Origin of the sequence: Streptococcus sanguinis (assembly GCF_008329445.1) — a bacterium.
GTDB lineage: Bacteria > Bacillota > Bacilli > Lactobacillales > Streptococcaceae > Streptococcus > Streptococcus sanguinis_O.
Genome location: NZ_VIBR01000005.1, coordinates 89390 through 101868, shown reverse-complemented (window position 1 = coordinate 101868; position 12479 = coordinate 89390). Strand labels below are relative to the sequence as shown.

The 12479-nt window shown below is 43.2% G+C and carries 11 protein-coding genes; all 11 read right to left on the bottom strand.

What is annotated here, in order from left to right:
* Window positions 1-114 precede the first annotated feature (114 nt).
* A complete protein-coding gene (locus FKX92_RS10890; protein ID WP_002907534.1) occupies window positions 115-1149 on the bottom strand; it encodes a SepM family pheromone-processing serine protease in 1035 nt (344 codons plus the stop codon).
* A 51-nt stretch (window positions 1150-1200) separates the two neighbouring features.
* Window positions 1201-2091, bottom strand: a complete 891-nt coding sequence (locus tag FKX92_RS10885; protein WP_002894163.1) for a hypothetical protein — start codon at window positions 2089-2091, stop codon at window positions 1201-1203.
* A gap of 48 nt (window positions 2092-2139) precedes the next feature.
* A complete protein-coding gene (locus FKX92_RS10880) occupies window positions 2140-3054 on the bottom strand; it encodes a hypothetical protein (RefSeq protein ID WP_149566316.1) in 915 nt (304 codons plus the stop codon).
* 160 nt (window positions 3055-3214) lie between these two features.
* On the bottom strand, window positions 3215-3814 hold the full coding sequence (locus tag FKX92_RS10875) for a glucosaminidase domain-containing protein (RefSeq protein ID WP_002894168.1): 600 nt from the start codon (window positions 3812-3814) through the stop codon (window positions 3215-3217).
* A gap of 34 nt (window positions 3815-3848) precedes the next feature.
* Complete coding sequence (locus FKX92_RS10870; RefSeq protein ID WP_187759433.1) at window positions 3849-4661, bottom strand: prepilin peptidase; 813 nt, start codon at window positions 4659-4661, stop codon at window positions 3849-3851.
* On the bottom strand, window positions 4658-5722 hold the full coding sequence (locus FKX92_RS10865; protein WP_149566315.1) for a VanW family protein: 1065 nt from the start codon (window positions 5720-5722) through the stop codon (window positions 4658-4660). The genes FKX92_RS10870 and FKX92_RS10865 overlap by 4 nt, the downstream gene beginning before the upstream one ends.
* A 7-nt stretch (window positions 5723-5729) precedes the next feature.
* Window positions 5730-6815, bottom strand: a complete 1086-nt coding sequence (locus tag FKX92_RS10860) for a PRC-barrel domain-containing protein (protein WP_149566314.1) — start codon at window positions 6813-6815, stop codon at window positions 5730-5732.
* A 55-nt stretch (window positions 6816-6870) separates the two neighbouring features.
* The gene (locus FKX92_RS10855) at window positions 6871-8583 is read right to left on the bottom strand and encodes an SSA_2305 family type IV pilus system protein (protein WP_427150311.1); all 1713 of its coding nucleotides are present in this window, start codon (window positions 8581-8583) and stop codon (window positions 6871-6873) included.
* Window positions 8584-8872: 289 nt separating this feature from the next.
* Window positions 8873-10459 (bottom strand): hypothetical protein, encoded by a 1587-nt coding sequence (locus FKX92_RS10850; RefSeq protein WP_002899351.1) that lies wholly within the window; start codon window positions 10457-10459, stop codon window positions 8873-8875.
* Window positions 10443-11024: a PilN domain-containing protein gene (locus FKX92_RS10845; protein ID WP_002899352.1), complete on the bottom strand. Its 582-nt coding sequence runs from the start codon at window positions 11022-11024 to the stop codon at window positions 10443-10445. The genes FKX92_RS10850 and FKX92_RS10845 overlap by 17 nt, the downstream gene beginning before the upstream one ends.
* Window positions 11024-12436 (bottom strand): pilus assembly protein PilM, encoded by a 1413-nt coding sequence (gene pilM / locus FKX92_RS10840; protein ID WP_002899606.1) that lies wholly within the window; start codon window positions 12434-12436, stop codon window positions 11024-11026. Before pilM ends, FKX92_RS10845 begins: the two co-directional genes overlap by 1 nt.
* Window positions 12437-12479: the final 43 nt, after the last annotated feature.

Here is a 12479-nt window from a genome sequence, read left to right as displayed (position 1 = left end):
TTTATGTGCCAAGGTGGCAATTATTTGAAAAAATTTTATAATAAAAGCCCTTGCCAGATAAATAACCAGCAAGGTCCTATGTTTTTATTGATTATTCAAGAATAGCAAAGTCCCTTATTCCATCTCTCTGAGATAGTTCAAAGCTTCGTTGAAGGTTTTGACAGGGACGATTTTCATTTTACTCTTGATTTTGATAGAAGCACGAAGTGCCTCATGGTAGTTAGAGCGCAACTTGGGATTGTACTGGGCAATATCGGCGTCAATAGTATCATCAGGAACAAAGAAAATCTCAGCGCCTGCCTTATCTGCAGCCATGACCTTCATCTCTATCCCGCCAATCCGGCCAACATTTCCCTTGTGGTCAATCGTTCCAGTACCAGCAATAGTTTTTCCTTTAGTAATGTCTTCAGACACGAGCTGATTGTAAAGCTCCAAACTGAACATGAGTCCACCAGAGGGACCTGCTACACCGTTGCTCTTAAACTCCGTCAGAGGATTCATGGCAACACTAGCTTTAGAACCCAATTCGATTCCCAAACCAGGCTTACCAGTTGTCTCATCCACAATCACAGGACCGCTAGCCAAACCGATTACACCATTACGACTGTACTCAATGGATACCACATCGCCAACTGGCCGCTGTTCCATCTGATCAACGATGTCGTATGGGCTAGTGTAAGTCTGATTGTCAATCTTTAAAATCACATCGCCTCGCTGCAACTCCTTTGACAGAGGCGTCTCGCTGCTGATACCACCTACGTAAATCTCTTTATGCCTAATCTCAACTGTACGACCAGCAGCCTGATAAGCCACCTGCAAGGCATTAAGATGGGAAGACCCCATTGTGCTGTTCTCTCGCTCTTCCCGTCCCTTCTCCTTATCGAAATAGTTTTCAGGAACAGAGACATACTCTGTTTCCAGCCTGTAATTAGGCAGCAGAGTCAAAAAGAGACTGAACACTCGGGCCTTGGAAACACCAACAGCCATGACATAGATTTTACCTTTTCCTTTATCAGTTCCTCCTTGAACTTGGACAAAGTCTTTGGCATTCAAAGCCGGCCTCACGGTCTCTAATTCATAAGGGAGAGGAATAAAGCCTATCCCAGTTAGCACCAAAGCTGTTATTAAGATTCTTGTTACTGATTTCATATCCTTCCTCTTGTTTCTATCAAGTATTGTCTGGTCTTGCTACTTCCTAAATTAATCACCAAAATCCACCACTTCTGCATCATTTTCCATCAGAGTATCAGCAAAAACTGTCCGAACAACCAGAACAAATACACAGTAAAAGCTACTGAAAACTAGGACAGGAATCATCTGAATCAGGCCAAGTAAATCATCCAGTTCCCCCAGCAAGGGACCAATATACTGCCTTATCAGATCCATCAGGAGATGAGTGCCCAGCCCAATCAGCCCACCAAAAGAAGCTAGAAAAAAGCTGAGCAGAACATAACGACCCCTGCGCTCCTTCATCAACAGGACTGACTTTCTCAAACAGCCATAAAAAGAAAGCGGCTTGGCCAGATTGTCCCTGGAGCTAGTATCCTGAATGATATAAGACAGCAAAAAGAAGTGCGAATCAACCAGATAAGTGAAGAGCAGGTAAAAAACCATGAACAAGAAAGGAAAAAGAAACTGGAAAATTACAATGGCCTCTGGACTTACTGCTCTCCGATAAAAGGCAAAGAGACTAGCCACCCCAAGATTGATGCCGATTGCCGACCAACCCATGTACAAAATCAGAACCTGGACTGCACTGACAATGAAGGAATAAAAGAGGCGAGTAAGCAAGCCATCTGAGATACTGTACCAAACCGCATAGCCAAAATAGAGCTTAACCATCTGCGGATTTCGTATCACTGTCAAGGCAAATTTATTGACGTAAGCAAAACCGAAGGCAATTATAAATGCCAAACAAGTCAAGACTAAAATGGACCGGTAAGACCAACTCGAAACCAGCGGAAAAAGAAACCAGCCCAGCACTGCAAGCGGGATTCCGACCAGCAAAAGGCCTTTCAGCCAGACAAAATAATATTCTGTAACAAAAATCCAAGCTTCTCTGAAAACCCTTGTTACTTTTACATCATTCATCGTTCATTATCCTAAATCCTAAAACCCTTTCTAATTTTTTCATAAATATTAATCTCCAAAATTAACTATTTCCCGATCATAAGACATCAGGATGTCAGCCATAACCGAGCGGGCTGCCAAGGTATAAATCAGCAAAAAGCCATTAATCATACTAACAATCATTCCCACAATATTAGACACACCAGCACTAAAAAGTAAACTCAGAACTTCTATCAGACCCAATACTACAGGAATAAGCTTTAAGACAAGCTCTACCAGTAAGTAACGCCCCCTCTGACCATTCATACAAGAAAAGGACTTGCCCAAGCTGCCAAAGGCTGACAGAGGACGCAAGAGGTTATCAGAGGAGTTGGTATCCTGAATAATATAGGGCAACAAGAAGAAGTGAGAGACTATAAAATAACTGTAAAACAAATGGAATACCAAGTTAAACATTGGTGCTATTAAAAAAAGCAGGAAGAGCATGCTAGCTATCTTCTCTTGGTTATTTGCAACCCAAATCATCCAAGTTCCCATATTCTCTCGAAAATTTGCATCTGGCATCAAGACATTATAGAAGTATACAAAAAGAAGTAACATAGCCAAGAAAAACATGAATACGTAAATAGACACAGAAAGTAAACGCCCAAAAAAGCCATCAGAAATACTGTAGCCAACAGCTCTCCAGAAGTTTCTTCGCACCATCTGCGGATTACGAACCATGGTCAAGGAAAACTTATGGATATAAGCAATCACAAAAGAACATAGAAATCCCAGCAGAATTATACTTGGAAGAAATGTAGAAGTCAATGGAGAAAAAAATAGAATTAACAGCCCCAGAATAAAAAATGGCAGTTGAATGATAGCAAGCCCTGCTGTCCATACAAAAAAGTAATCAACAGTCAGTCCCCAGGCTTCCTTTAAAACATCGCTTACATCAAACTTTCTTTTCATAAATCCCCTAATTAAGTCATTTTTCGCCATAAAAGACGATGTCGCAGAAGCAAGTTTTTATTTTTTAGTCCTGAGAGGATGATTAGGAATTTTTAGAGCCCCAGAGAACAAGAAAAACCCCGTCATCCACCTCACCAAAAGAAATTCTTTCTATAATAAAGCAAGCTGAGACATGATTGTCCCAGCCTCCTTAACCTTTTTTCAAAAAATTTCGAATACGAATCATAATCTTGCTTGACCAAGTTTTGTCAGATGCGTATCTTACATTGATAGCAGCCATGCTCTTACCATTGTAGAACTGACCGCCAGGCTTGAGATAGTGTTCGCTGAGATAGCGGGCAACGGTATCTATGCCATCGTCAAATGTTGCGAAATTTCCTGCACTGGAAAAAGGACTGGAGTCATAAGCCATGAAACCAAACAAGTTGTGCTTGGCCTGAGCAATCTGACTGCGGCCGTAATCCGATTCGTGAATAGCCAGCCCTACGAGAAAAATTGCATTAACTCCATGATCTTTCTCTGCTTTTTTGAAAGCTTTTCCCAATCCAGCCATCGGTGTGCCAGCCAGACGACTATCAATGAAATCAGCTGACACTGTGCTTGGCACTGTTACATCTTCTGAAAAGACGACTGCTCCTGTTTTCTTGGCCTGAAACTGATCTGACACCTGCACTAAAGACGGATCCAGACTTGCCTTTTCATTTGCCGCTAGGCGGCTGACAGGCAGTACACTGCCTGAAAGAACAGTAGCTGTCGCTAATGCTATGATAACTTTTTTCTTCCTAAACATTTTTTCTATCCATTTCTATGTCGCTTTTGGTTTCCTAGATTCCTCCCCAGAAATATAGGATGACCGCCATGATACTCATAGCAGGACCAAAAGGGACTTCTTCTTTCAACTTAAATTTGAATTTCTTAAAGATGGTTGCGATTAAGAGAATCGCTCCAGCTACAAAGAAAGAACCATATCCCAAAATCAGCGTATTCAAGGGGCTAAACCAACTGCTCAGGGCAGCTAAGTAGAGAATATCCCCCATCCCGAAAGCCTCTTTCTTGTAATAAGCCTTGGCCCCAAAATAAATGAGAGAGTAGAGACCAGCACCTACTAGCAGCGAAAGGAGCAGTTCCCAATTGAACTCATTGGTAAAAAACGTAACAGCCATGCGGCCCAGCCAGAAGACCAGCAGAACCGAGTCCGAGATGTACTGAGTATCAAAATCGATATAACCGATAATGAGGCAAAGCGACACCAAGAGACAGGCTGAAACAACCATCCATGGCCCCTGATCCTGAAAGATCAGATAAGAGGCTAGCCAGAGCAGACCTGTCAGGAGCTCCACAATGAGATAGCGCGGTGAAATCGGCTCCTTGCAGTGCTTGCATTTAAAGCCCTGCATGATAATCGACACAACCGGAATCAGCTCCACCGAAGTCAAGACATGGCCGCAGGACGGGCACATAGACCGACCTTTGGCAATGCTCTTTTCCAGTGGCACACGGTAGATGACGACATTGAAAAAGCTCCCAAATACGACACCTAATATAAATACTAAACTTGCAATCATAATTTTTCCCTTTTTATACTCTTTGAAAATCTCAGATGACGGTGTCAAACTTAGACTTCCCTTGAGTATCACTTAGATGCCAAAATAATGGATACTTGCCCCTCCTCCAAACTTAATGAAAATACCATATCTGTTTCTGTATTGTTTTGAATGGTCAATTCGGTCAAACCTTCAGCAGGCGTTCCGATGTTGAAATACTGTCCTCGATAGGAAATAACATTGGTCCGTGAAAAGGCGAGCTGCTGAATGGCATCTACAATCTGCTCAGCACCCTGACCGTAAACTTCTTTATTATCCTTGCCCTTGACTGGCAGATAGCCAGACTCTGCATTCAAAGCACCCAGCAACTCTGAGATAGACTTGGTCTCACCAGGAGCCAAGTAAACATTCTGCAGCTTGTAAAAGGCTGTCTTCATGTTTTGAGCTTGAGCAGCGTTAGTCGGCAGCGGTACTTCCTTACGCTCTATAAAGTGCGTATACTGGCTCAGAAGCTCACTCTGATCTTCTGCTTCGACAGACATACTCTCAACCTTGACATCATCAAATTTACCAGTCTTGGCAATCTCCTCAGATGCTTGGATAAAAGCAGCAGGGTCAATCTTATAGCCATTAGACTTGTCTCCCACCTTTACATTAGACTCGCCGTCCATGATCAGATGATTGGTCGTTGGAAGCTGACTGAGAACATCAGGATGGGCAGCTAAGACATCGTTTAAAGGTCTAAGCCAAAAGAGTCGATTGGGATAGATGGAAATCTGCAGGTTTTCCTTGGTATCGAAAAACGGTGTAAACTTATCCCAGACTGTCTTGGCTGAAATATTATCCAGCCGCTTGAGCTCTTCTTCTGTGAAATAGCTCAGTCCTAAAAAGCGCATATCTACAGAGAAGTGTTGCCCCGTAGACAGCTGAAATGTCGCCTTATAGGGCAGCTCCCTGTAAACTTCAATCTCAGCTTCGCTCCGAGAGCGTACCTTCATAGAGGGACGGCCATTGATACTCAGGTCAATCGTTGGATTAAAGACAAAAATGACATAAAATAAACTACCCAGCAGAAAGGCAGCAAGTGTCGCTGCTGGAAGTAGTTTTTGATATTTTGATGAAACCTTTCTTTTTCTTCTTGACATGAATCTCATCCCAACCTTATACTACGCATTCAGCTAAGCGGATAAGGAATTTACGGTCGATACGGCGAAGAAAATCAATGATGTCATCTGAAACAGTATCTCCGGCATTCAGGATAACTCCTCCATCTGCATTAACAAGATCTTTTTGCAGTGTTTTGCCTACTAGAAGACGTTTTTGCCGATCGATAAAGTCGTTAACAGCTTTCTTTGCTCCTGACTCTTCTTCAGCAACTGGCGCTGTGCTGATAGTTGTTTCTACTTCCTCAGCAGGAGCTGCCAATACTTCTTCCAAAGCAGCATCCAGACTCAGTGCTGCATCTGTTTCTTCAACTTCTTCTTCAGCTGGAGCTGCCATATCTACCAAGTCTTGAACTTCTGGTTCTTCTGCTGTCTCTACGACTGCTTCAGAAAACTCCAACTCAGGAGCAGCAGATCCCAGACCTACAGCAGCCAAGGCCTCTGTCAAATCTGTCGCAGCTTCTTCTTTCACATCTGCTTTTTCATCTACAACTGGCTCGAATACAGGTGCTTCAGCAACTATTTCTTCAATTTTTTCGGCAGGTTCTGCAGCTTCAGTTTCATGAAGCAGATCTGCTGCAGCCAGACGGCCCATTTCTACATCTGCTTCAAGATGAGGAGCTGTCTTTTTTTCATCATTGAGGATGATGTACTCTTTACCAATCATCAAGATGCGTGATTTAGGAATCTGAATTTCCTCGCTGGCATCTTCAGAATTAACCACCAAGTAGCCAATTTCATTCTTTTCGTCAATATGATAGTCAACAACAGTTCCCACCTTGTTTCCATCAATTGTGATGACAATTTCGTCAAAGACGCTACCCTGCTTGTCGTTCAAGACCTTCAGATCTGCCTCTTCCAGCTCTTGAAAGACTGTGCTGTTCTCTACCATGACCGCAAAGTCACCGATGCCTTGGATGTTCTTGCTAGACAGCAAGGCAAAAGGCTGTTCAGACTGCTTTGACTTAATGACAAAAGTCAGATTGACCCCCTCGTCAACAAAGACTTCATGGACTTCACCCAGTCCCATCCCTTTTTCAATCTCAATGACAACGGTCCCTGTGATTGTTTTACAACTTTTCATAATTTCCCCTAAAACCCTTCTAATTGATTACAATCAATTGTATGTTTATATAGTATTAATTTTTCACGATTTTGTCCAGCATGTTGAACGCTTCTTGACGAAGATTTTGATCTGAGCTGCCTTGGACAATTTCTTTCAGATAGCTCTCAGCTTCTTGAACTGCATTAGAAGCCAATAATTCCTGACTTTCCAGTAGGAGGAATTGGAAATAGACTTCTTTATCTCCCGCAGTTGCTGCAGCTGGTCTTGCTTCTGCCGCTTCCTCAGCCTTGAGGATGTCAGTGATTTTCTGAAGCAAATCTTCTTCTGTCTCATCTGTAGCCGGAACGACTGGAGCCGCTTTGACTTGTGCTTCCTCAGCTTTGAGGATGTCAGCAATTCCCTTGAGCAAGTCTTCTTCTGTTTCATCTGCAACTGCTTCTTGGATAGGCTCAGCCTGTGTCCAAAGAGCGTCTTCAGAAACTGATTGAACAACTGTTGGTTCAGCAGCTGCTTCAAACTCAAACGTTTCTGCAGCAGGTTCGAAGCTGCTTTCTTCCTCCCAAGTCTCTGCCACTTCAGCAGTCAAATCTTCCTCTTCAGCCCCAAGCAAATCATGCTGAATCTGGCTAAGAATATCTTGATAACCCTGAATATCAGCACGATCACGGCTAACCATAGACTCTTCAGAAGCAGAAAACTCTGGCTCTGCAGCAGCTTGGCTGAAGGCTGAATCCATCTTAGCTTGTGGCTCAGTGTCTGAATCAGCAAAGAAGAGAGATTCTAAGCTGTTTGTTGCTCTTGACTCTTCTGCTCTAACTGGCTTGATATCTCCCGTAGCAGCAAAAACATCTTCTAGGCTGTTGCCTACTTCTTCTGCCACTGGCTGCTGAGCTTGTTCTTGCTCAGTGAAGAATTCTTCCTCATCTTGAGAAACAACACCTGTCACCTCAACCGCCTGCGGTCTGAAGTTGCCATAGCTAGACTCCGTATAGGACATCGGTCTGATCTTAGACAGAACAGCAGTCTCAAAGGCTGGATCATCTATATCTGTATAGCCTTGATTGCCGGCTGCATTTGCTTCCGTAGGCTGAATCAGAGAGTTGGCCACCTTAATCTTAGTAGAACCCTTTCGGTGATGAAGCAGGGACTGCAAAAATTCATCATTGGCCTTTTGTGCGCTGTGGTCCATACCCACCATACCGACCTCAGCTGCCGCTAGCTGACTGTTTGGCTCATATTCTCCAAAGGCAGGAGCTGTAGCCAGATTATCAACCGGGTAGAGAGGTTTTACTTTCTCAAATCTTGTCATATCCTTTTTGATAGAACGGTCTGCTAGGGTACGACCAGAAGCAGATACTCTCTGCCTTGCCGGACTTTCCTCAGCCTGAACCCTTTCTTTACTTTCCTTTCTCATCCTACCGGTTGAAGCATTGGAAAAGTTCAAATCTCTAGCAGATGACAAGCCTGCGCTCGTCGCTTCCACTTTTTTGCGTGAGCTCTTAGCATGCTTCTGGCTTCTGCTTCGCGCAGAAGCAGTTGCTCTCTTCTTGACTGGAGCTAGCTCCTGTGAAAAGAGCAGCACCATATAGACAGCCAAAGCCAAGGCACAGAGCCCAACAAAGGCTATGCCAGGAACTTGTTGAAAGAGGAATGGAGCACCAATCGCAAATAGCATGACCCATACTACGAGAAAAAGGCGCTTTATTAATGAAATCCTAGAAACAAATAAAATGCTAATCGTATGCAGCGCTATAAGCCCTGCTCCAAAAGGTAAAAAATATGCCATTTGAATATTTTCGACACCCCCCACTTTCTAAATGATATTAAACTTTTTCAATGCAAAACCAGTCTTGATTTTGTTTTTCCATAAACTCCATTAAAACCCAGAATAGACTCGGACATCTATTCTGAGTTTGCTTGTATTATACTTCAAATATCTCTATGTTTTAGTTTACTATAAATGCACCGTGAATACTAGTCTAATAACTTGGTTTTTAGCATTTTTTTAAGAAAAAATTTAGCCATGCTCTTGAAATTTTAAACCATAGACTTATTTGGTATTTTTTCAAAGTATTTTAGCTAACTACCAAGTTATTCACAGATAGGTTATCCAGCTTCATAGTCGTTTCAGGGCTTTCTCCGCTCGGAGTTTCGAAGTAGTAACCCACAATAGTCATTGGATAGCTGAATCCTGGAATGTTTTCAGGATCGAAGCTAACTTCGCGCCAGCCAGTCCAGCTGTTGGGACGAATGACGTGAAGGTAAATCTTCTGCCCACTGGCATTCTTGACAATCAAGCCAATCTTGCCCTGCCATTGATTAGACAGAGATAGAGAGAAGCTGATAGCATCAGGCTTATTGTTCAAGGATACATACGGTGCTGCAAATTCCATTTCATACATAGTAGAAGACTTGGTTGCTGGAATCTTAACTACATTGGAACCTGAACCCTCAAGGAAGTCCGTATTGTCAACCGTCACATCATACTGATTGCTGCCGCCTGACTGAGTCAGCTTAAGAGGTGACTCGAAGCGGTAGATAGTTGATGAATTGTAATAAGCTGACAGACCATCGTTCCGACTAGACTGAGTGCTAAGCTGCTCCAGATAAGACGGAGCCAGATTGGTACTGCTGTTAGCATTCGCGCTGCTAGTTGTATTGGTTGTTGCAGCCCCCAAACTGCCCTTATTGCCAGTTGCATCTGTGCCGCCACCAGCTGTTGTTACAGATATAGAGCCTGCCTGCCAAGTCGGAATCGCAAATGGAGACTCCCAATTGGCAAATTGAATCGGTGTCTTATCGACATTACTCTCCAGAGTCACATAGCGCTCAACGTCTTTAACCTGATAGAAACGCAGCTTGATTTTACCACTGGTTAGATCAGGGTTTTTGTTTTCCTCTGTGCTAGATAGGCTTTTCTTTCCGCCCAATTCCAGCTCACTGGAAACGATTTTTTGTTGATTGCCATCAATCAATTCCAACAATTTCAGAACCTGTGTATAAGTTCCTTCGAACTCAATGTCCGCTGTCATCTGAGTGATGTTGGTATTATTGGTCGTTCCGTTCCCTGGTGTCGCTGTATTAGCTGCAGTTGTTGTTGCAGTATTCGCATCAGATGAAGAACTGCTGCTAGATGAAGATGAGGACGATGTACCAGACGAGCTAGAGGTCGTACTGGATGAAGAAGACGTCTCACTCGAGCTTGAACTGCTAGTCGTACCAGAAGAGTTGGAGTTTTGACCCTTAGACGAAGTCGCAGCCAATCCCTCCTGCTGGAGTTCCAACTCTGTGCTCTCAGTGTAGTTGACAGACTTGAATTTAATACCGCTTTCGTTGACCAACTTGTCAATCAAGAAGATGAACTCCCCTTGATTGGTCGTACCATAGTATTTCTTAGCCTGATCCAGAGTCTTAGCATTCAAAGTTTGGAGCTGTTTGGTAAGAGACTTTCTCTGACTAATCTTGGCATTCTTGCCTTCCAACTCTGTCGAGATAGTTGCATGCTCTTCAGCTAACTGCGCCATCCGTGTATAAGAATTTGTTACCAGATAACCACCACCAGCAAGTACCGCTACTCCTCCGACACAGGCCAACAATTTCTTGTCACGCTCATTTAAATTACTCAGGATTTTTTTCTTTTCTTTCTCATTTTTGCTCTTCATTGAAATCTACATCCTTCGTCAAAATTTTAATGTTAAACTTGTACACTGTATTATTATCCTTTTCCTCGCGAGTAATGTTATCCACAAAAATATGGTTAAACTTCTCAGACTTACGAAGCTCTTCCTCAAACTTAGCGATAGAAAGATGCTCTTGAGACGAACCATTGATTTCTACATTGTCGTTATTAATCTTGATATCGTCAAAGACCAGGTTCCGTGTCACGTTTTTATTAAGGAAGTCCATAAAGGCTTTGTTTACTCGGTGCAGGCGGCGGAAGTCGCCTTCCAGGCTGGTAAAGAGAAGTTCGTCATTCTTGACCGTAACAATCTTATCTTCAGTCTCAGAGACCGCCTTCAGCTCTTGAGCCATCTCTGGACTCTTGAGTGTCTGCTCCGCTCGGTCAATCTCGCCTTGGAGGTGCATAGCGCTAAACTGGAAGAAGCCAATCAGCACAATCATAATCGCTGCAATCCCAGCAAAAGCGGAAATAGCAGCAAGTTTTAGTGGACTGGTTTTAGCCGGTGCCACATGATATTTTGAAAAGTAGTTTAAATCTCTCCGCATTAGTTTGCTCTCCTAATCAACATGGCTGTAGCCGGAATGAACTCCGCATTAAACTCGGCCGAACCTTCCCACAGTACATTCTCATAATCTACGTTATCAATTGAGATGAATTCTCGATTCATGTTCTGCTTCAGAATAGCAGCCAACTGCCAGCAGATGTCTTGATCACCAAAGACATAGAAACTGTCAATGTTGAGACCAGTTGACCCGCTAAAGAAGTTTTCAGTATTGAGAATGTGGTTCTTAGCATCAGCCACCCACTCATCTAAGGCCCTCTTCAAGAGACCTGTATCCAGATCATCTGAAGCCACTGCCGGAAGCTTCTGTAGCAGGCTAGCGTCGTCTGCATAGCTCAGGATGTCCTTATAACCACGGTTGAGATAGTTGCTGGTCACAAACTTGCCTTCTGAGTAGAGATAAACACCAATGAAGCTCTTGCTCAGATGTACCATGCCGACATTTTCCTTGGTCAGCTTCTTAGCGCGATTGTTAACCGCCTGAACGCGTTCCAGCCATTTTTCAAAGGTATTAGACTGAAGATCAAAGACATAAGGTGTCAGCTTCAAATTCTCAGCCAAGCCCAGATATTGCTCTACCACGCCTTTTGGCACAGCATAGACCATGAGTGAGCGAGTATCTTCATCAAGCGGAAAAGCTGAATTAGACTCCTGCTCTTGGAATTGAATAACATAAGAAGTCGGATCAATATCCAGGTATTGCTGGAGCTCGTAAGATACCAAGCCCTCAATATCCTCATCATTCTGCACACTAGCTGCCACATCAACCGAACGGGCGATGATATTGGTATTGCCAAGTGCAAAGAATGCATACTTAGCAGTGATCGCATGCTGCTCCATCAGGTCACTGATAATATTTTTGAGAGTAATCGGGTCGATAATCTCACTATTCAGTACAACACCTTCTGGCAGATTGGCAGATGCCATCTTGATAATCTCCAGTTCATTGCGCTTCTGTCTAGCAACAACCAGATAGACTGATTCGTCAGTGAAGTCAATGGCCATCAGATTGCCCTTGATTGGTTTACCAAACATAGTGTAAGGTGCATGCATTCTAGTAACCGGTTGGCTCACCGCACCACTGCCTTTCTTAGCAAAGAGCGAACGATTACCAGACTTAGCAGGCATATCATCACTGCCACTATTCTTAGAAAAGAGCGGTTTGTTGAGCTTGGTTAAGAAGCTCCCTTTTGCTGTTGACTTTTCCTCGTCGTCAAAGTCTTCTTGACGATCTGACTTGATCTGAACTCCTTGAATAGATAAGTGTTCTTTATGTTTCCCTTTTGATGAGAAGAGCGGTTTATTTAATTTTCCTAAAAATGAGCCTTTTTTCTCATTATCTTCTTCGTCCAGAGCTCTTCTGCGCCCCTTGGACGAAAACATATTTTTTGCCATAATCTCCTAATCTCCCTTATTTTTCCTAAAAACTATTTCACTA

Coding starts and splice junctions, on each gene's coding strand:
- FKX92_RS10890 (WP_002907534.1), bottom strand. CDS start 1,149: ATGAAATCAGTAACAAGAATCTTAATAACAGCTTTGGTGCTAACTGGG.
- FKX92_RS10885 (WP_002894163.1), bottom strand. CDS start 2,091: ATGAATGATGTAAAAGTAACAAGGGTTTTCAGAGAAGCTTGGATTTTT.
- FKX92_RS10880 (WP_149566316.1), bottom strand. CDS start 3,054: ATGGCGAAAAATGACTTAATTAGGGGATTTATGAAAAGAAAGTTTGAT.
- FKX92_RS10875 (WP_002894168.1), bottom strand. CDS start 3,814: ATGTTTAGGAAGAAAAAAGTTATCATAGCATTAGCGACAGCTACTGTT.
- FKX92_RS10865 (WP_149566315.1), bottom strand. CDS start 5,722: ATGAGATTCATGTCAAGAAGAAAAAGAAAGGTTTCATCAAAATATCAA.
- FKX92_RS10860 (WP_149566314.1), bottom strand. CDS start 6,815: ATGAAAAGTTGTAAAACAATCACAGGGACCGTTGTCATTGAGATTGAA.
- FKX92_RS10855 (WP_427150311.1), bottom strand. CDS start 8,583: ATGGCATATTTTTTACCTTTTGGAGCAGGGCTTATAGCGCTGCATACG.
- FKX92_RS10850 (WP_002899351.1), bottom strand. CDS start 10,459: ATGAAGAGCAAAAATGAGAAAGAAAAGAAAAAAATCCTGAGTAATTTA.
- FKX92_RS10845 (WP_002899352.1), bottom strand. CDS start 11,024: ATGCGGAGAGATTTAAACTACTTTTCAAAATATCATGTGGCACCGGCT.
- pilM (WP_002899606.1), bottom strand. CDS start 12,436: ATGGCAAAAAATATGTTTTCGTCCAAGGGGCGCAGAAGAGCTCTGGAC.